The organism is Desulfovibrio sp. 3_1_syn3 (genome assembly GCF_000145315.2).
Classification (GTDB): Bacteria; Desulfobacterota; Desulfovibrionia; order Desulfovibrionales; family Desulfovibrionaceae; genus Desulfovibrio; species Desulfovibrio fairfieldensis.
The window spans coordinates 2250803-2269146 of sequence record NZ_ADDR02000001.1; the positions used below are offsets into that span (position 1 = coordinate 2250803).

Sequence of the window (18344 nt, forward strand, 5' to 3'; positions counted from 1 at the left end):
ACGAGGATTCTTATGACGGATCGGCATCCGCTTTGCCGCCTTTTTTTCATTGTCCTGCTGCTGTGCGGCTGTGCAAAACAGCCCGCGCCGTCGCTTGATCTGGTGTTGTTGCATACCAACGACATCCATTCTTATGTGGCAGGGCGGGACGAGAACGGCAACGCCTGTCTGCAATCCGGCGACTGCACGGGCGGCATGGGCCGCATCGCCGCCGTGGCGCAAGCCGAACGCCGCAAGGCCGACAACGTGCTGCTGTTTGATGCGGGAGACCAGTTCCAAGGTACGCTGTTTTTTACTGTCAACGGCTGGCCCATGCTTGCCGCACTGGACAATATGCTGGGGTATGACGCCATGACCCTCGGCAATCATGAATTCGACAAGGGATGCGTCGAACTGGCCGCATATGTCGGTGCGCTGCATTACCCCGTGCTGGCCGCCAATCTGGACGCCCAGCCGGGCTGTCCCCTGTACGGCCTGCCCGTCAAACCCTATGTGATCCGCGATGTGCGCGGGATCAAGGTGGGCATCGTCGGCCTGGCCAATCCCGATGTCGTCACGCTGGCCGCTGCCTGTCCGCAAACCCGGTTCATGGGGAGTGCTGCGGCGTTGAAAAAGGCTGTCGGCGAACTGCAAAAGCAGGACGTGCGGCATATCGTGCTCATCAGTCATCTGGGCCTTCCCGTTGATCGTGAGCTCGCCCGCAGTGTGGACGGCGTGGACGTGATTGTGGGCGGCCATACCCACAGCTATCTGGGGCCTAGTTCTGATGTGGGACCATATCCCGTGGTGGAACACGCTCCTTCCGGACAGCCGGTGCTGGTCGTAACCGCCAAATTTGCCGCCGAATACCTGGGCGATCTGCGGGTGACCTTTGATGCGCGGGGCGTGCCCCTTCGTTGGGAGGGTGAGGCCAGACGTCTGGAAAAATCCGTCATTCCTGATCCCGCCGTGGAGTCCCGGCTGGTCGGGTATGCGAAGCCGCTGGAAGCGTTTCGCGCCCGGATTCTCGGCCGCAATGTTCTGGAGTTTGCCGACGGCATGGAAGCCTGCCGCAAGGGGGATTGCCTTTCCGGCATGGTTGTGGCCGACGCCATGCTGGACTACGGGCGGCCTCACGGGGCGGTGATGGCGCTCACCAACGGCGGAGGCCTGCGTGCGCCCCTGAGGCACGGCGGCATCACGCGGGGGGATTTGCTCTCAGTGCTGCCGTTCGGCAATACGCTGGTTATTCGGGAATACGACGGTGCCCGCTTGCTGGCCGCGCTGGAACACGGCGTCTCCGGCGAACAGGGCATGGGGCCCCGCCTCTTGCAGAGCTCCGGGCTGCGCTACAGCTTTGACGCAGCCAGACCCGTCGGACAGCGTCTTTTCGCGGCGGAGCTGATTGATGGGAACGGCGTCGCCCGCCCGCTGAAAAAGGACAGCCGCTATAAGGTCGTGCTGCCCGACTATATCGCCAAAGGCGGTGACGGTTATTCCATGTTCACAACCGGCACGACGGTTTCCGCGCCCGACCCTTTGGACGTGGATGTGGTGGGCGCGTACATTGCGGCCCGTTCGCCTTTGCAGGCACTGCGGGCGGGACGAATCAACAGGGTCAAGTAACGCCGGGCCCAACGAGGCTCCGAAGAAGGCGGCGTACGCTGTTCCGCGCCGGTGAGCCAGGCTTCACCCCGCGCCTCCAAAAGAAAAAAGGAATTGCAGCTTATTGCCGCAATTCCTTGCTTACATTCTGGTGCCGAGGGCGGGACTCGAACCCGCACAGCAATTGCCACTACCCCCTCAAGATAGCGTGTCTACCAGTTCCACCACCTCGGCACGGGTTTTTGGTCTATATCAAGTCGCGGTTGTTGGCAAGCATTTTTTGCGGACCGTTCACTTTCGGGCCGAAGGCTTGCGCTCATGCCCGCTTGCGGGTATCAAGGCTGGAACGGGAGACAGGCCATGGATGAGACCATACATCATTTTTTGCGCGAGACCGGTCCGGTGCTCTGCCTGGATATCGGCAGCGGCACCCAGGACGCCTTGCTGGCCCGCCCCGGCCTGGAGTATGAGAACTGGCCCCGTTTCGTTCTGCCGTCTCCGGCACGCATGGTGGCTCAACGTATCCGCGAACTGACCCTTTTGCGGCGCGGCCTCTGGCTGCACGGCGGCAATATGGGCGGCGGCTTCGGTCAGGCTCTCAAGGAGCATCTGGCCGCAGGCTTGTCCGCTACTGCCACGCCGGACGCGGCCAAGGCCATCCATGACAATGCGGATGTGGTGCGCAACATGGGCGTGGAGCTCTGTGAGGAGTGCCCGAAAAACAGCGTGCCCGTTTTCCTGACCGACTACGCGCCGGAATTCTGGGCCGGCCTGCTGCGCCTCTCCAGCCTGCCGCAGCCGCATCTGGTGCTGGCCGGAGCGCAGGACCACGGCTACCACGCCTACGGCAACCGGCAGGGCCGGATGCAGTCCTGGCGCGCTTTGCTGACCACTTCCGCCGATCCCGCTTCCTGGATTTATCCCGCGCCGCCGTCTTCCCTGACCCGTTTGCTGACACTGCATGAAAAAACCGGCGGTCCGGTGGCGGATACCGGAGCTTGCGCCCTGCTGGGGGCGTTGTGCGAGCCGGAGGTGCTGGCGCGCAGTTTCCGGGAGGGCATTACGATCATCAACGCGGGCAACAGCCATACAGTGGCGGCCTTAGTCTATCAGGGAAAAGTGCGCGGCATTTATGAGCATCACACCGGCATGCGCGATCTGGAGCAGCTGCTGGAGGATTTGAAGCAGTTCCGGCTGAGCTGGCTGCCTTCCGAAGAGGTGCAGGCCAGCGGCGGGCACGGCACGGCCTTCGGGCCATTCTGCGAAGAGGCGGGCGGCTATGCGCCCACCTTCATCCTGGGGCCCCGGCGCGCCATGCTCCAGGGGCAGGGGCGTTTTCTGGCCCCGCACGGCGATATGATGCTGGCCGGTTGTTTTGGTTTGCTCTGGGGATGGGCGCACGCCCATGCCGCCGCCTGAGCATGCATTTTCAGCGTGTGCTCCGGCACGGGCGCGCGACCATGAATCGAGGAGAAGGGTATGGAAGTTTTTGACGCTGCGGAATTGTGGAGCCGGGAACGTATCGCGAAAACCCAGCTGACGCGTCTGCGGGCCACGCTGTCCCAGGCGCGCAAATGCGCCTTTTATCGCGAGCGCCTGGACGAAGCGGGCGTCACCCCGGATTCCATTCGCAGCCTGGACGATCTGCAACGCATCCCCTTCACCAGCAAGCAGGATCTGCGCTCCCAATATCCCACAGGGCTGTTGTGCGTGCCGCCCTCGGAAATCGTGCGCATGCATTGTTCCAGCGGCACTACGGGCACGCCCGTGGCTATCTGCCATACCCAGAACGACATCAACTCCTGGGCTGATCTCATGGCCCGCTGTATGCACATGGTGGGCGTGCGCCGGGACGACGTCTTTCAGAATATGTCGGGCTACGGCTTGTTTACGGGCGGCCTGGGCATCCATTTCGGCGCGGAGCGCCTGGGCTGCATGACCATTCCCGCCGGGCCGGGCAACTCGCGCCGCCAGATCAAGCTGGCCAAAGACTTCCGCACCACGGTGGCCCACATTCTGCCTTCTTATGCCCTGATTCTGGGCGAACATCTGCGCAATATGGGCGAAGACCCGCGCGCTTTTCCCCTGCGTATCGCCCTGGTGGGCGCGGAGCCCTATACCGAGGAGTTCCGCAAACGCATTGAGGAACTTTTCGACATGAAGGCCTACAATTCCTATGGCCTTTCGGAAATGAACGGACCGGGCGTGGGCTTTGAATGCCTTGAGCAGAACGGCCTGCACATCTGGGAGGACGCCTATATTCCCGAAATCGTGGATCCGGACACCGGCGAGCCCGTGCCGGACGGCGAGGTGGGTGAGTTGGTCATGACCAGCCTCTGCCGCCAGGGCATGCCCATTCTGCGTTACCGCACGCGCGATCTGACCCGCTTTCTGCCGGGTGAATGCGCCTGCGGCCGCGCGCACCGGCGTATGGATCGCATCCTGGGCCGGGCCGATGACATGTTTATCATCAAGGGCGTCAACGTCTACCCCATGCAGATCGAGCAGGTCATCATGACCTTCAAGGAAGTGGGGCAGAGCTACCTGATTCTCCTGGAGAACGACGGCATCGGCGACGTGATGCGGGTGCAGGTTGAAGTCCGCGACGAATACTTTGTGGAAGACATGCGCGCGCTGCAGAACCTGCAAAAGGTCATTGCCCAGCGCCTGCGCGACGAAATTCTGGTCACGCCCAGGGTGGAGCTGGTGGAAAGCAACAGCCTGCCCCGTACCGAAGGCAAGGCGGTGCGCGTGCAGGATATGCGGGTCAAGAAATAGGAATCGTGGGGCATGGATTTTCTGCCGTTTCCCATTGCCTATCTGCTGGCCGGTGCGTTCGTCACGCTGCTCTGTTTCGTGCTGCTCCTGAACGTATTCGGCCTGCCTGCCAACTGGATTGTACTGGGCCTGGTGGCTCTGTGGAAAATGGTCCACCCCGGCGCGGCCAATCTGGATGTCTGGTTCTGGGTCATGATGGTGGGACTGGCGCTGATCGGCGAGGCTCTGGAGCTGGGCATGCAGATCCTCAAGGCCAAGCGCTACGGCTCCAGTTCATCGGGCACTTTCGCGGGCATGATCGGGGCCATTGCCGGAGCCATTCTGCTGGCGCCGCTCTTTTTCGGCCTGGGCGCGCTGATCGGCGCGTTGGCCGGCGCCTGGATCGGCTGCTTTCTTATGGAACTCGTCAAGGGCAGGCCTGTGAAAGAAGCGCTGGACGCGGCTTTTGGGGCCATGATGGGCCGTTTTCTGGGCACGGTCTGCAAATGCGGCGCGGGCGGGGCCATGCTGGCGCTCACCGCCCACCGGATCTGGCCGAAACCGGTCCCCGCGTCCTTGCCGCCGGACAGCCTGGACGGTCCGGCCCAACTGGTGCTGAGCGTGCTGCACCATCTTTGTTGAGGCACCCATGTTGCTGGACGGCGTGCAGATAGTTTTAGTCAAGACCCGTTTTCCCGAAAATATCGGCATGGCGGCGCGGGCTTGCGCCAATATGGGTTGCCCGGCCATCCGTCTGGTGGACCCGGAACGTTGGGATCGGGAAAAGGCCGGTCCTCTCGCTACGCCCAAAGGGCAGAGCCTGTTGGACGGCGTACGAGTGAGCCCCGATCTGGCTGTGGCCGTGGCCGAGAGCAGTCTGGTGCTGGGCACCACGGCCCGCACGGGAGGTTGGCGGCAGGCCCTGCTCGCGCCGGGTCAGGCCGCGCGGGAAGTGGCGGCAGCCTTGGCACGCGATGAAAAAGTTTCTCTTGTCTTCGGCCCGGAAGACCGGGGACTGAACAATGAAGAAATCACCCATTGCCAGCGTCTCGTGACCATTCCCACCGACGCGGCTGCCAGCTCTCTCAACCTGGCCCAGGCCGTGCTGCTTATGCTCTATGAATGCGCCAATGCCGTACGTGCTGTCCGTGCGTTTCCCGACGCGGAAAAGGCCGGCACATCCGGCGGCGGGCGTGCGGTTACCGCTGAAGAACAGGAGCGGCTTATGGACGCACTCAAGACTATGCTGCTCGGTCTGGATTATCTGCATGGCGATAATCCGGATTACTTTCTGATGCCCTGGCGGCGCATGTTCAGTCGTGCCGGGCTCAGGCGGCACGAGTATGACGCGCTGATGGGCCTGTGTCGGCAGGTGCGCCACAAGCTGGGCTGAGCTTTTCCCCTTTCCGGCATACCGGCTGACGTTCCCTCTGTTGCCGTTCGCCGGGAGCTGTTTCACCTTGAAATCTTTCTAGAGCAGATTATCTTTGAAACGCTTTGCGTTTCAAAGGGTTCATTCCGGCAAAAAGCGCGTTTTTTGCCGGAATCCACGCCGCGTTGCTCTCGATGCCTGTACGCCCTTTGGGCTACAGGCACGGCCCTACGGGCCGCCCGTCGGGTCGGTCTTTGCGGCGCGCCTCACCGCGTTCGGCGTTAGAGCATTTCAAAGTTGAAATGCTCTAACCGGGTTGCTCAAACCCGACGCCTTGTCGCGTTATCCTCGTCCCTGTATTTCGCCATTTCCATTATATCGTGGCTAATTGCCGTTTTTGTTGTGCTTTCGGCACAATAAATACGTCCAATCCTCTAAGCATTTCTTTATGTGTGCCGATAAAGATTTTAATGGGTTGTGATTGAAGGTGCAAGCTCCTTCCTGTAATGTCTTGGAAAGTATGAGCCGAGGCATATCACACACCTTGTCCGGCGTATATCGGCGGCTGAAATTTTTTAAGGGGATATGTTATGAAATCCGCACTATTGCTTCCCTGGACGCATATGGAATCCTGGCGGGAAGGATGAACCGCGCCGTCCGCAGGGTCGAGGGTCGCGAGTGCGGGCGGCGGAACAAGTATCGGGCTTTGACATATTCTATATTGCAGAGGGGGATGTGATGCGTTTGACCTTGACGCATAAATATGTAGGTTCGCTCTTCGGGGCACTGATTACATGCTGCGCTGTGGTGCTCTTTGTTTCCATTCATTTCATGAAAGAACCCGTGGAAGAGGAGTTGGACGGGAATATCCGGCGGATGCAGAACGTCATCCAGACCGCCAACGAGCTTACGGCCACGCGTTTCGCGCAAAGCGCCATGCTTATGTCCCATGAGCAAAATCTTGCCCGCGCCGTGCTTGCCCGCGACCATGAGCAGGTCATGCTGCTTTCGGCGGAAGCCATGAAGGAAGCCGGCTCCGACTTCATGACCGTCACGGACGACAAAGGCATTGTCGTGGGCCGGGGCCATTCGAAAAAATGGCAGGACAGCGTCCTGAATCAGGAAACCGTGGTCAAGGCCCTGCAGGGCACGCCTTCGGTGGCTATTGTGGCCGGAACGGTTGTGCCCTTCACCATCCGCGCCAGCCAGCCCATTCTGTACGAAGGCAGACTGGTGGGCACGCTGTCCATCGGCACCTCCCTGGTGACGCCGCCCTATCTGGACTGGCTCAAGAAGCTGAGCGGCATGGATGTGACCATCTTCAAGGGCGATACCCGCGCCATGACCACGATTATGAAGGACGGCAAACGGGTCGTGGGCACTAAGCTGCAATCCCCGGAGATAGTGGAAGCGGTTTTACAGCGTGGTGAGCTGTGCTTTGCGCAGAATAATATCCTCGGCGTTGAATACAAATCCGCCTATTGGCCGGTGAAGGCGGCGGACGGGACTATCGCGGGCATGTGGTTTGTGGGCATGCCTCTTAACAAGCTGATGGAGCTTGAAAACAAGGCCGTGGTCACTGCCTCGTGGGTGGCTGCGGCTTTGCTGGCAGTGCAACTGCTCCTTTCCGTGATGATCGGCCTGCGGGTCAGCGCGCCGGTGCGGAAAATCACCCGCTATGTGCTGGACGTGGCCGGTGGCAAAAAGGATGCCGCGCTGGACGTGCACAGTCGTGACGACATGGGCGAATTGGCCGATGCCCTGCGCGCTATGGTAAAAAAGCAGGACAATCTGATGCTGGAGGCCGGGGAAAAGGCCGAAGAAGCCCGAAAGAAGGCTGAAGAGGCCGCCGGCGCCATGGAAGAAGCCCGCCTTGCTCAGCAGCAGGCGGAACAGGCCAAGCGCGACGGCATGATCAGTGCAGCGGGCCAGATTGAAGGCGTGGTGGAAAAGCTGAACGAGGCCATCAACAACATTGCCGTCCAAGTGGAACAGTCCGACGAAGCACTGAGCCATGCCGCGTCCCGCCTGGCCGAAACAGCCACGGCCATGGAGGAGATGAACTCCGCAGTGTTGGAAGTGGCAAAAAACGCCGGGCTCGCAGCGGACGTTTCCACCTCCGCTCGACAAAAAGCCACGGACGGCACCGCCGTAGTCACCCAGTCCGTTGCCGGAATTCAGGAAGTGCAGAGTCAGTCTCTGGCGCTCAGGGAAGATATGGTCAGGCTGGATGAGCATGCCAGAGCCATTAGCCAGATCATGAGCGTTATTTCGGATATCGCGGACCAGACCAATCTTCTGGCTCTCAACGCGGCCATTGAGGCGGCCCGTGCCGGAGATGCCGGGCGCGGCTTCGCAGTGGTGGCGGATGAGGTCCGCAAATTGGCGGAAAAAACCATGACCTCCACCACTGAGGTGGGCAACGCCATCAAGGCCATTCAGGAAAGCGCGGAACAGAGCGCGCATCAGGTGGAGCAGGCCGTGCAGAATATCGCCAAGGCCACGGAATTCTCCAATAAATCCGGCGAATCTCTCAACGAAATCTTGGAGATGGTGGAGCACACCGCCGATGATGTGCGCACCATCGCCACAGCCAGCGAGGAGCAGTCCGCCACCAGTGAGGAAATCACCAAATCCATCACCGAGGTCAATGAGATTACATCCACCACCTCCGAAGCCATGCGGGAGGCGGCCAAGGGCCTGGAATCCCTGCGGCGGCGTTCCCGGGAACTGGTCTCGCTCATTGAGCAAATGAAGAACGCCTAAGTTTCTTAGGTATTATGGCACATGAAAAAACCGGCCCTTGGGCCGGTTTTTTCATGTCTGATTTAGAGCTTTTCAACTTTGAAAATGTTGAAATGCCCTGGCGGCCGCGAGAGCGGACGCCCGCGCCTGAAGCCGAGGTGCCTTTAGCCGTTCGTGAGCAAAGCGAGCGTCGCCTATGGCTAAAGCAAGGCGAGTCCTGGGCGGAGGGAGTATATTCAACATATTGCGAGCCTGACACAGGCAGAGGGCCGAAAGGACAATTTAGAAACAGCTCCTAGCGAAACGGGAAGAAATGCTTACAGCCGCCGCATGAGCCAGGCCAGGTTTTCGCCGAGATTGCGCATGTTGCGCATGCCTTCCTCATCGCGGCGCACGTCGCCGGGGTCCTTGCCGTAGACCATGTTCCAGTAGGTGGAACCGGCCAGGACCACTTCCTTGTTCAGTAGAAAATGATTCATGCTGTCAATGGTGTTCAGGCCACCGGCGCGGCGCACAGCGGCCACGGCCGCACCCGCCTTGCGCCGGAGCAAGCCGGGATTGGACGCGCAGACCATTCCGGCACGCTCCAGAAAAGCCTTCATGAGCGCGGAGACATCCGCCGAGTATACGGGCGAACCGAGCACGATGCCGTCGGCCTCACGCATTTCGGCAAAGCAGTCATTGAAACCGTCATCAATGGCTGTGCAGCGTGCCTGCCCCTTGCAGGCGAAACAGCCCAGACAACCGTGCAGGGGAAAGTCGGACAGGGAAATAATTTCGCTGTCAATGCCCGCCTTATGGGCTTCATCGCAGATAATTTCCAGCAATATCCGGGTATTGCCGTTCTTGCGGGAACTGCCGTTGAACGCCGCCAAGCGCATGTGTACCCTCGTGGAGATTAGAGCATTTCACAATGAAATTACCCCGTACTGTTACAATGCTCGGCCTTGTGAAACGGAGTGAAACAAGGCCCGCGAGATTTTCGTAGGCGGGTTTTGCCCGCCGCCAAGCGGAAATCTCAAGCGCAATATGCGCTAAACGTTGAACAGGAAGTGCATCACGTCGCCATCCCGCACCACGTAATCCTTGCCTTCCACCCGCAGCACGCCGTCGGCGCGGCAGGCGGCCTCGCTTTCGTGGCTCATGTAGTCCTCGAAGGAAATGACCTCGGCCCGGATGAAGCCGCGTTCAAAATCCGTATGGATCACACCGGCGGCTTGAGGGGCTTTCCAGCCCTGGTGGATGGTCCAGGCGCGCACCTCGTCGGGCCCGGCGGTAAAATAGCTGCACAGTCCCAACGTGGCGTAGCCGGTGCGGATGATCCGCACCAGACCGCTTTCTTCAATGCCGTAAGAGGTCAGCATTTCCGCCTGCTCATCCTCGGGCAACCCTTGAAGTTCTTCTTCAAGTTTGGCGCAGATGCAGGCAAAGCCCGCCTTGCGCTCAGCGGCCAGGGCGCGCACTTCATCCACATAGGCGTTGCCGTCGGCCACGGCGGCTTCGTCCACATTGGCGCAGTATATCACGGGCTTGGCCGTGATCAGGCCCAGCTCCCGCCAGGAAGCCAGAAAGGTTTCATTATCCGGCAGGGCAAAAGCGGCGGCGGGCTTGCCCTCGTTCAGATGAGCCAGCAGGCCCTGCATCAATTCAGCGGCGGTTTTGGCGTCCTTGCTGCCTTTAGCCATTTTTTGCAGTTTTTCCAGGCGCTTTTCCACGCTTTGCAAATCGGCCAGCAAGAGTTCCGTCTCAATGGTTTCCACATCGCGCAGGGGATTCACGTTGCCGTCCACATGGGTGATGTTCTCATCCTCAAAACAGCGCACCACCTCCACGATGGCCGCGCATTCACGGATGGTTGCCAGAAACTGATTGCCCAGGCCCTCGCCCTTGCTGGCGCCGCGCACCAGACCGGCGATATCGATGAAATCCACGCTGGCATGAATGGTCTTCTGCGGTTTGGCCTTGGCTGTGAGCGCGTCCACGCGCTTGTCCGGCACGGCAACAGTGGCCTTGTTGGGCTCAATGGTGCAGAAAGGATAATTGGCGGCCTGGGCGTTCTGTGCCTTGGTCAGGGCGTTGAACAGGGTGGACTTGCCCACGTTGGGCAAGCCCACGATGCCGATGCTGAGCGACATGGCGACTCCTTGCGTTGTGCTGGGGCATACCGGTATACGCGGAAACCCCGCTTCCGGACGGGCCGGAGGCGAGGTTTATATAGTCGCAAAGCGCGCCGGAGGCAAGCGAAGCCCAATGAGATGTCACGCTGCACCTGTCGGTTCGGCGTGAAGATCGCACAACAAAAAGCGAGTTTTTTTGTGCTTGCGCCGCCTACGGCGCGCAACCCCTTACGGGTTTGCGACATGTGTCGCTTGGCGCGACACCGGGCTCTACTGCAACCGGGTGTAAACTGTGGGCACCTTGCCGCTGCCCGCGGGCAGATCTTCCAGCAGGGGCAGCAGATCATCGGTAATGGGCACCGTGGCCGTGCCCTTGGCCAGCACTTCGTTACTGGTGGTGTGGATCAGGCTCATGCTGAAGCGCACCTGCTCGCCGCTGACCACATAGGTACCCGCCAGGATCGCCTGGCCGGTACCCAGGGTGCTGGCGAGCTTGCGCACGTCGCGGGTCAGGATCAGCTCGCCCGTGCGCTTGTCAAAGCGAATATAGCTGCCCTTGCGCAATTCCTGATAGCGATAGCCCGCATTGACCAGCCAGCGCGAAATTTCCTCGGTCATCTGGCGGGCCAGGGGAGAGGCCGCTTCAAGATTGTTGATATTGGCCGGAGTGGTGCCCATGATCATGATCTGGGCGCGGGCCAGGGCCTGGCGCTGTTTTTTGCTCGTGCCGGGATCGTCGCCCGCATAACGCATCATCAGCTGATCGTCCAACTGCTCGGCAATGCTGTTGGCGGCTCCGGGCACCGTGCCGACAGCCGCGGCCGTCAGAGGAAAGAGCAGGGCAGCGAGCACCAGAATGATCACAAGAAAACGGCTCATGACAAACCTCAACGCATGGTGCGCAATAAAAGTTCAACACCGGCCAGTTCGCGCTTGATGATGTCCAGACCGGCATTGCTCCGGCAGGTGGACAGGGCCTGGGCGTAAGACTGGCGGGCCAGCTCGTAGCGCCCCTGCTTGCGATATTCACGGGCCTCTTCCAGATAGGTGGCGCTGATGTCCGGCCCCTGGCCGAAGGAAGATGCGCCTTGGGGCGGGCTGTCATAGGCCGAGAGATTTTGCCCCAAGGCCACTGCGGGCGGGCAGGCCGCCAGCCATACCGCGAAAGAAAAAAGAAACAGATGTCGCATGGCGTTTCCGGCATTATTTGCCTTGTTTGATGGGAATGCTGCCGCTGCTGATGGAACTGGCCGGAGTATACAACGAAGGATACAGGCCGCGACGTTCATTTTGCGCCGTCGCGGCAGCGGGCTTGGCCGCCGCAGGCGCGGGATCGGTTTTGCCCATCCGCGCGATAATCGGCGTATTGACCAGCACAAGCTGGCCCGTGCGCAGTACCAGACCATCGCTGGCCCGTACCAGGCGCGCGTTGACGAAGGTGGCATCCTTATCCACATAATAGGTGCCCACCACCAGAGCGGCCCATTTCTGGCCCTTGGTGGGCACAATCTGATTGGCGGCCAGAGCCAGGTCGTCGCGGCCGCCTTCCACGGAAATATGGCCGGTCAGGCGGTATTCCCGCGTGGGAAAGCCGCGCTGGTTGAATTCGTAAAACAGGGCTTCGCCCATGAGCCTGCCCAGCGGCGAAGAGCGCGACGTGTTGTTCTGGTCCACAAAGGAAGTGGGCATGGCCACAAAACCCTGCAAGGCGTCGTTGGGCATGGTGGCCAGCATCTGATCGGCCAGTTCACGGCATTTGAGCTTCACTTCCACCGCGTCCACATAGGCGGGATCATTGGGTGTGGGCGTACTTTTGCAGCCGGACAGAAGCGGCAGCAGAAGCGCGCAGAACAGGAAAAGGCGCAACAGACCGTGCATGGCAACCTCAATCATGGTGATATCCTTCTTATCGTCGGCCCGGTCGCGAACTTGAGTGTGCTTTTGGAAAAAGTGTGGAATGTTCCGGCCGGTTCATGAAATTTATGCAAAACGCGTTCCAGGTGAAGGCTTGGCTTGTGTCCCGAAATAGCATACAAGAACGCCTCAGTGCGGAGTTGGGGTAAGGACGGCGGTTCGCGCCGTTGCCCGCAATTTTCGCGGTGGGGGACAGAACATGCGTATCACGAAAACCCGCGCCATCCGGCTGGGCGGCCTGGTTGTCGGCGGCGGCGCGCCGGTCATGGTCCAGAGCATGACCAATACGGACACTCGCGACGTGGACGCCACCCTGGCCCAGATTGAGCGCTTAGCCGCCAGGGGCTGCGAGGCCGTGCGCCTGGCCGTGCCGGACGAAGCCGCCGCCGGGGCTCTGCGCGCCATCCGCGCGGGCACGCCTTTGCCGCTCATCGCGGATATCCACTTCGACTACCGGCTGGCTGTCGCCGCCCTGGAGGCGGGCGTGGAAGGCCTGCGCATCAATCCCGGCAATATCGGCCCCAGCGAACACGTGGACAAAGTGGTGGACGCGGCCAAAGCACATAAGGCAGTGATCCGCATCGGCGTCAATTCCGGCTCATTGGAAAAGCCGCTGCTCAAGCAATACGGCGGCTCCTGCCCCGAGGCCCTGGTGCAAAGCGCGCTGGGGCATGTGCGCCTGCTGGAGCGGCGCGGCTTTTACGACACCAAGATTTCGCTCAAGTCCTCTTCCGTGCTGGACACCATCGCGTCCTACCGTCTGTTGCACGAGACTTGCGACTATCCCTTGCATATCGGCGTCACAGAGGCTGGCGGCCTGCTGCGCGGCACGGTCAAATCCTCTGTGGGCCTGGGCATCCTGCTGCACGAAGGCATCGGCGACACCCTGCGGGTTTCGCTCACTGCGGACCCTGCGGAGGAGGTCACCGTGGCCTGGGAAATTCTGCGCGCTCTGGGCCTGCGCTCGCGCGGGCCGGAAATCATTTCCTGCCCCACCTGCGGCCGTACGGAAATCGATCTCTTCGCCTTGGCCCGCGCCGTGGAGGAACGTCTGGCCCAGTCCACAGCCGACATCAAGGTGGCGGTCATGGGCTGTGTTGTCAACGGCCCCGGCGAAGCCCGCGAAGCGGATCTGGGCCTGGCCGGAGGCCGCGACAAGGGCATAATTTTCCGCAAAGGCGAGGTCATCCGCTCGGTCAAGGGCCAGGAAGCCCTGCTGGCGGCCTTTATGGAAGAATTGCAAACGCTGCTCAACGAAAAGGGGCAGCCCGCCTGACGCCCTGCGCGCGGCGGCAAACCTCAATAGCAAGGAAGCAATATCCATGCGCTTCAGCTCCTGTTACATTCCCACCCTCAAGGAATCCCCGGCCGACGCCGAGGTGGTCAGCCACAAACTTCTGCTGCGCGCGGGCATGGTGCGCAGGCTCACTTCCGGCCTGTACATCTATCTGCCGCTGGGGCTTAAGATCATTGACAAAATCGCCAGGGTAGTGCGCGAGGAAATCAATGCCTCCGGCTTTCAGGAATTGCTTATGCCCATGGTCCAGCCCGCCGATCTCTGGAAGGAGACGGGCCGTTGGGAGCATTACGGCAAGGAACTGCTGCGCTTCAAGGACCGCAACGAACGCGACTACTGCCTGGGCCCCACCCATGAGGAAGTGATCACCGACCTGGTGCGCGGCGAAGTGCGCTCCTACCGGCAGCTGCCCGTGCGGCTCTACCAGATCCAGAGCAAATTCCGCGACGAGATCCGGCCCCGCTTCGGCCTGATGCGCGGGCGTGAGTTCATGATGAAGGACGGCTATTCCTTTGACGCGGACATCGCCGGGGCTGAAGAAAGCTATAAGCTGATGTACGACGCCTATACCCGCATATTCAAGCGCCTGGGCCTCAAATTCCGGGCCGTGGAAGCGGACACCGGCTCCATCGGCGGCAATTTCTCCCACGAATTCATGGTCCTGGCCGATACCGGTGAGGATACCATCGCCTTCTGCCATGACTGCGATTACGCCGCCAATGTGGAGCGGGCCGAAGTGGTCTGGAAGGGCGAGGCCTGCACAGAGGCTTGCGCGGGCGCCTGCCCGGACTATGAAAAAGTCGATACCCCCGGCGCGCACAGCGTGGAGGAAGTGGCGGCCATGTTGCGGGTTCCGGCCAAGGCTGTGGTCAAAACCATGCTTTTCAGCGTGGACGGCAAGCCCGTGGCCGTCCTGGTGCGCGGCGACCGTGAGGTCAACGACATCAAGCTCAAGAATCTGCTTAAGGCCCAGGAAGTGGAACTGGCCGGTGCCGCCACAGTGGAGGCTCTGACCCATGCGCCGGTGGGCTTTGCCGGGCCGGTGGGCCTGGATGTGCCCGTTTACGCCGACCTGGAATTGCAGGGAGCCACGGATTACGTCACCGGAGCCAACGCGGCGGACGCCCATTTCAGGCATGTGGATTTGCGCCGCGACGCGGCGATCACGGCTTGGGCGGATCTGCGCGCCATCACGCCGGAAGATGTCTGCCCGCGTTGCGGCGGCCGCATCGAGCTGACCAAGGGCATTGAGGTGGGGCACATCTTCATGCTCGGCCTCAAGTACAGCGAATCCATGCACGCGGCCTTCCTGGACGAGAACGGCAAGGAAAAGCTTATGATCATGGGTTGCTACGGCATCGGCGTGTCCCGCGTGGCCGCCGCCGCCATAGAACAGAACCATGACGAGAACGGCATTGTCTTTCCGCCGCCGGTGGCCCCGTTTGAGTGCATCCTGCTCAACCTCGACCCCCGCAATGCCGAAGTCACGGCCAAAGCCGAGGAGATCTACGCCATGCTGCGGGATATGGGCGTGGACGTGCTGCTGGACGACCGGGAGGAACGGCCGGGCGTCAAATTCAAGGATGCGGACCTCCTGGGCGCGCCCATGCAGCTCGTGGTGGGCGGCAAGGGGCTCGCGCGCGGCATTGTGGAATGCAAGGACCGCCGCAGCGGCGAAAAAGGCGAACTTTCCGCGGGCGTCATTGAGGAGGATTTCTCCCAATGGGCTGCGGGGGTGCGGCGCGGCTGGGAGACGCAGCAGGCCTGATCCCGCACGGGACCGGCTGCGGCCAGAGACCTATGCAGGACGGCATACTGACGGTCCGTGCCCTCACGGAACAGTTGCGCAGAAGCCTGGAGGGGCGCTTTCCCTTTGTCTGGGTACGCGGCGAGGTGAGCAACCTCTCACGCCCAGGCTCCGGGCATATTTACTTCAGCCTCAAGGATCAGGACGCCCAGTTGCAGTGCGTCTGGTTCCGGGGGCAGCAGCGCCAGGCCGAGCAAGGGCAGGCCTTTGACCCACTCACCGGCGAGGTTTTTGATACGCCCCGGCCCTCGCCGTTGGAATTGTTGCGCAACGGCCTGGATCTGCTCTGCGCCGGGCGGATCAGCGTCTATGCCCCGCGCGGCCAGTACCAACTGCTGGTGGAACTGGTGCAGCCCACGGGCCAGGGTCTGCTGGCCCAGGCCTTTGAGGAGCGCAAGCGCAAACTGGCGGAAGCCGGGTATTTCACTCAGGAACGCAAGCGCCCCCTGCCCTGGAATCCGCAACGGGTGGCCTTGATCACCTCGCCCAGCGGCGCGGCCATCCACGATTTTCTGGAGCTGGCCCAGAATCGGGGTTGCGGCGCGGAGATACGCCTTTTCCCCGCGTCGGTGCAGGGCGAGGAAGCCGCTCCGGAAATCATCCGGGCCTTGGACGAGATCAATGCCCAGGGCTGGGCCCAGGTCATTGTACTGATCCGGGGCGGCGGCTCGCTGGAAGATCTCTGGGCCTTCAATGAGGAGGCCGTGGCCGAAGCTGTTTTTCACTCCCGGCTGCCCGTACTGGCGGGTGTCGGCCATGAGGTGGATGTGACCCTGGCGGATTTGACCGCCGACCTGCGCGCGGCCACGCCCTCCCATGCGGCGCAACTGCTCTGGCCTTTGCGCGCGGAACTTCGGCAACGCCTGGACGAGGCGTGTGCCGCTTTGCGGCGGGCCGCTGCCGGCCGCCTTGAACGCGCGGAATTGTTGTTGCGGGAGCGGGAAAACGCCCTGCGCTGGTTTTCGCCCGCGCGCCACCAGGCCCGCTTGTCTGAGCAGGTGGCGCGCCTTTCCCTAGCTTTGCAACGCGCTGTCCGGCAATGGTTCGCGGACAAGGGCCGCGTCTGGGAACGCCTGGAACTGGCCCGCAGGGCCGCGCTGACCCCGGAGAAACTGGACGTGCGCCAAGCGCATCTTGCCTTGTTGCATGCAGCCCTGGGAATGGCCCTGCCGCGCCGCTTGAGCGATGCGGAACATATGCTGGCCCTGGCGGGAAATCGTTTGCGAGCAGTGAGCGACGCATGGCTGGAGAACCGGTCCCGCCGTCTGGAAAGCCTGGAGGCGGCACTGGCAGCCAATGATCCGTCGGCTCCGCTGCACCGGGGTTACGCCTTGGTGCGCACGGCGCGGGGCGATATTTTGCGCTCGGTGGGGCAGACAGCTCCCGGCCGGGATATTGAAGTGCGCCTGGCCGACGGTCGTCTGGCCGCTGTGGTCAGGAGTGTCAGCCCGGAAGAAGCGCAATTCGGTGAGGAAAAAGAATGAAAACTCTGTTGACCCGGGCCGTGCGCCGTCTGGCGCTGCTCTCGGCCTGCCTTCTGTTCAGTGTTCCGGTTCTGGCCGGAGTGCGCCTGGAAGCGCCTGAAAAGGCGGCCAGGGGCGACGCCTTTCTGGCGCAAGCCATCAGCGACCAGCCGGTCCGGCACTTTGTTTTTCATTGGATGGGCAAGACCTTCACGGCTACCGCGCAGGCTGACAGCCAAAACAGCGGCCAGTGGCGGGCAGTGATCCTGTTGCCCGTGCCCCTGGATGAAAAGGCCGCCGGTCTGGAACTGGGCGTGGCTGCCGTGCCCGAGGTGAAAAAGGCCAAAAGCGCAGCGCCGACGGCGCAAACCAGCCTGGCCCTCTATGACAAAGACCGGCCGGTGCAGAAACTCATGGTGGACAAAAAATATGTCAATCCGCCAGCTTCGCAGCTGGCCCGGATCAAAAATGACCGCGAAAAAGTGCGCCAGGCTCTGGCCCAGCCCCTGCCTGAGCGCCTCTGGACAATGCCCTTGGCGCGACCCGTTCCGGGTGGGGTGTCCAGCCTGTTCGGCATAAAACGGGTGTTCAACGGCCAGCCGCGCAGCGTGCATCGCGGTCTGGATCTGCGCGGGGCGCAGGGTTCGCCCATTCAGGCCTGCGCCGACGGTCAGGTGGCTCTGGTGGACAATCTGTATTTTTCCGGCAATGTGGTGTACATCAACCACGGTGAGGGCGTTTTCAGCTCGTATCTGCATATGTCCGAAGCCAAAGTCCGGCCCGGCGAGCGCGTGCGCAAGGGCCAGATCGTCGGCCTGGTGGGGGCCACCGGACGGGTGACGGGGCCGCATCTGCATCTCTCGCTCATTGTGCAGGGCCAGTCCGTGGACCCGCAGCCTTTTCTTGCCGCGTCATACGTCCCGGCCGGAGCTGATTCGGCCCGGACCGCCCACGGTCTGCCCGGCGTTTCCGGCGTCCAGCGCCTTCCGTCCGCCAATTCGGCTAATTCCGGGAGTCAGGCCCAATGAGCCCCAAGAAAGAAAATCTTTTCGAGAAAAAAATGGCCCGCTTGCAGGAAATTGTCAGCGCCCTGGAATCCGGCGACCTTCCGCTGGAAGAGGGCATGGCCCTGTACAAGGAAGGCGCGGCATGTTCACGTTTTTGCCGTGAACAATTGGAAAAAGCTCGCCATGAACTCTCCCTCTGGCAGGACGGCGAGCTGAAATCTCTGAATCCGGATGAGGCAGGGAGTACAGCACGCGGCCAAGGGCCGCAGGAGGCGGAATAG

16 protein-coding genes and 1 tRNA gene are annotated in these 18344 nt (G+C 61.6%); 11 read left to right on the plus strand and 6 right to left on the minus strand.

Features of this window, described 5'->3' with window-relative positions; translation table 11 throughout:
* Positions 1-12 precede the first annotated feature (12 nt).
* Positions 13-1605: a bifunctional metallophosphatase/5'-nucleotidase gene (locus HMPREF0326_RS09435; RefSeq protein WP_020990470.1), complete on the plus strand. Its 1593-nt coding sequence runs from the start codon at positions 13-15 to the stop codon at positions 1603-1605.
* A gap of 128 nt (positions 1606-1733) precedes the next feature.
* Here the strand turns inward: HMPREF0326_RS09435 and HMPREF0326_RS09440 are convergent.
* A tRNA-Leu gene (locus tag HMPREF0326_RS09440) sits at positions 1734-1818 on the minus strand.
* 126 nt (positions 1819-1944) lie between these two features.
* Between HMPREF0326_RS09440 and HMPREF0326_RS09445 the strand changes: the two genes are divergently transcribed.
* The 5 genes from HMPREF0326_RS09445 (at position 1945) to HMPREF0326_RS09465 (ending at position 8479) form a co-directional block, all read left to right on the plus strand.
* Complete coding sequence (locus tag HMPREF0326_RS09445; RefSeq protein ID WP_008684267.1) at positions 1945-3003, plus strand: DUF1786 domain-containing protein; 1059 nt, start codon at positions 1945-1947, stop codon at positions 3001-3003.
* Between the two features lie 60 nt (positions 3004-3063).
* The gene (locus tag HMPREF0326_RS09450) at positions 3064-4362 is read left to right on the plus strand and encodes a phenylacetate--CoA ligase family protein (protein WP_008684264.1); all 1299 of its coding nucleotides are present in this window, start codon (positions 3064-3066) and stop codon (positions 4360-4362) included.
* 12 nt (positions 4363-4374) lie between these two features.
* Positions 4375-4983 (plus strand): DUF456 domain-containing protein, encoded by a 609-nt coding sequence (locus HMPREF0326_RS09455; RefSeq protein ID WP_008684263.1) that lies wholly within the window; start codon positions 4375-4377, stop codon positions 4981-4983.
* A 7-nt stretch (positions 4984-4990) separates the two neighbouring features.
* Positions 4991-5734: an RNA methyltransferase gene (locus tag HMPREF0326_RS09460; protein ID WP_008684261.1), complete on the plus strand. Its 744-nt coding sequence runs from the start codon at positions 4991-4993 to the stop codon at positions 5732-5734.
* A 717-nt stretch (positions 5735-6451) separates the two neighbouring features.
* The gene (locus HMPREF0326_RS09465; RefSeq protein WP_008684259.1) at positions 6452-8479 is read left to right on the plus strand and encodes a methyl-accepting chemotaxis protein; all 2028 of its coding nucleotides are present in this window, start codon (positions 6452-6454) and stop codon (positions 8477-8479) included.
* A 296-nt stretch (positions 8480-8775) separates the two neighbouring features.
* Here HMPREF0326_RS09465 and HMPREF0326_RS09470 read toward each other — a convergent pair whose 3' ends face one another.
* From HMPREF0326_RS09470 to HMPREF0326_RS09490, 5 genes are all read right to left on the minus strand, one after another.
* Positions 8776-9339 (minus strand): flavodoxin family protein, encoded by a 564-nt coding sequence (locus HMPREF0326_RS09470; RefSeq protein WP_008684257.1) that lies wholly within the window; start codon positions 9337-9339, stop codon positions 8776-8778.
* 153 nt (positions 9340-9492) lie between these two features.
* Positions 9493-10593: a redox-regulated ATPase YchF gene (gene ychF / locus HMPREF0326_RS09475; RefSeq protein ID WP_008684255.1), complete on the minus strand. Its 1101-nt coding sequence runs from the start codon at positions 10591-10593 to the stop codon at positions 9493-9495.
* Positions 10594-10845: 252 nt separating this feature from the next.
* The gene (locus tag HMPREF0326_RS09480) at positions 10846-11454 is read right to left on the minus strand and encodes a FlgO family outer membrane protein (protein WP_008684253.1); all 609 of its coding nucleotides are present in this window, start codon (positions 11452-11454) and stop codon (positions 10846-10848) included.
* Between the two features lie 8 nt (positions 11455-11462).
* Positions 11463-11765, minus strand: coding sequence for a hypothetical protein (locus HMPREF0326_RS09485; protein ID WP_008684251.1), 303 nt, complete (start codon positions 11763-11765; stop codon positions 11463-11465).
* Between the two features lie 13 nt (positions 11766-11778).
* Positions 11779-12468 carry a FlgO family outer membrane protein gene (locus HMPREF0326_RS09490; protein ID WP_008684248.1) on the minus strand — a complete coding sequence of 230 codons (690 nt, stop codon included), beginning with the start codon at positions 12466-12468 and terminating at the stop codon, positions 11779-11781.
* A 220-nt stretch (positions 12469-12688) separates the two neighbouring features.
* Here HMPREF0326_RS09490 and ispG point away from each other — a divergent pair, with 220 nt between their 5' ends.
* The 5 genes from ispG to xseB are packed head-to-tail and all read left to right on the plus strand — an operon-like array spanning position 12689 to position 18344.
* Entirely contained in the window at positions 12689-13765 is a 1077-nt protein-coding gene (ispG, locus tag HMPREF0326_RS09495) for a flavodoxin-dependent (E)-4-hydroxy-3-methylbut-2-enyl-diphosphate synthase (protein WP_008684246.1), read from the plus strand.
* 46 nt (positions 13766-13811) lie between these two features.
* Positions 13812-15554 (plus strand): proline--tRNA ligase, encoded by a 1743-nt coding sequence (locus tag HMPREF0326_RS09500; RefSeq protein WP_008684244.1) that lies wholly within the window; start codon positions 13812-13814, stop codon positions 15552-15554.
* 32 nt (positions 15555-15586) lie between these two features.
* Entirely contained in the window at positions 15587-17077 is a 1491-nt protein-coding gene (gene xseA / locus HMPREF0326_RS09505; RefSeq protein ID WP_008684242.1) for an exodeoxyribonuclease VII large subunit, read from the plus strand.
* Positions 17074-18084, plus strand: a complete 1011-nt coding sequence (locus HMPREF0326_RS09510; RefSeq protein ID WP_008684240.1) for a M23 family metallopeptidase — start codon at positions 17074-17076, stop codon at positions 18082-18084. The genes xseA and HMPREF0326_RS09510 overlap by 4 nt, the downstream gene beginning before the upstream one ends.
* Complete coding sequence (gene xseB, locus HMPREF0326_RS09515; RefSeq protein WP_008684238.1) at positions 18081-18344, plus strand: exodeoxyribonuclease VII small subunit; 264 nt, start codon at positions 18081-18083, stop codon at positions 18342-18344. Before HMPREF0326_RS09510 ends, xseB begins: the two co-directional genes overlap by 4 nt.

Excerpts from the sequence above, each read along its gene's own strand:
- HMPREF0326_RS09470 (WP_008684257.1), bottom strand. The coding sequence starts at position 9,339 with ATGCGCTTGGCGGCGTTCAACGGCAGTTCCCGCAAGAACGGCAATACC.
- HMPREF0326_RS09500 (WP_008684244.1), top strand. The coding sequence starts at position 13,812 with ATGCGCTTCAGCTCCTGTTACATTCCCACCCTCAAGGAATCCCCGGCC.
- HMPREF0326_RS09490 (WP_008684248.1), bottom strand. The coding sequence starts at position 12,468 with ATGATTGAGGTTGCCATGCACGGTCTGTTGCGCCTTTTCCTGTTCTGC.
- HMPREF0326_RS09485 (WP_008684251.1), bottom strand. The coding sequence starts at position 11,765 with ATGCGACATCTGTTTCTTTTTTCTTTCGCGGTATGGCTGGCGGCCTGC.
- HMPREF0326_RS09450 (WP_008684264.1), top strand. The coding sequence starts at position 3,064 with ATGGAAGTTTTTGACGCTGCGGAATTGTGGAGCCGGGAACGTATCGCG.
- HMPREF0326_RS09460 (WP_008684261.1), top strand. The coding sequence starts at position 4,991 with ATGTTGCTGGACGGCGTGCAGATAGTTTTAGTCAAGACCCGTTTTCCC.
- HMPREF0326_RS09480 (WP_008684253.1), bottom strand. The coding sequence starts at position 11,454 with ATGAGCCGTTTTCTTGTGATCATTCTGGTGCTCGCTGCCCTGCTCTTT.
- HMPREF0326_RS09510 (WP_008684240.1), top strand. The coding sequence starts at position 17,074 with ATGAAAACTCTGTTGACCCGGGCCGTGCGCCGTCTGGCGCTGCTCTCG.
- HMPREF0326_RS09465 (WP_008684259.1), top strand. The coding sequence starts at position 6,452 with ATGCGTTTGACCTTGACGCATAAATATGTAGGTTCGCTCTTCGGGGCA.
- xseB (WP_008684238.1), top strand. The coding sequence starts at position 18,081 with ATGAGCCCCAAGAAAGAAAATCTTTTCGAGAAAAAAATGGCCCGCTTG.
- HMPREF0326_RS09435 (WP_020990470.1), top strand. The coding sequence starts at position 13 with ATGACGGATCGGCATCCGCTTTGCCGCCTTTTTTTCATTGTCCTGCTG.
- ispG (WP_008684246.1), top strand. The coding sequence starts at position 12,689 with ATGCGTATCACGAAAACCCGCGCCATCCGGCTGGGCGGCCTGGTTGTC.
- HMPREF0326_RS09455 (WP_008684263.1), top strand. The coding sequence starts at position 4,375 with ATGGATTTTCTGCCGTTTCCCATTGCCTATCTGCTGGCCGGTGCGTTC.
- xseA (WP_008684242.1), top strand. The coding sequence starts at position 15,587 with ATGCAGGACGGCATACTGACGGTCCGTGCCCTCACGGAACAGTTGCGC.
- ychF (WP_008684255.1), bottom strand. The coding sequence starts at position 10,593 with ATGTCGCTCAGCATCGGCATCGTGGGCTTGCCCAACGTGGGCAAGTCC.
- HMPREF0326_RS09445 (WP_008684267.1), top strand. The coding sequence starts at position 1,945 with ATGGATGAGACCATACATCATTTTTTGCGCGAGACCGGTCCGGTGCTC.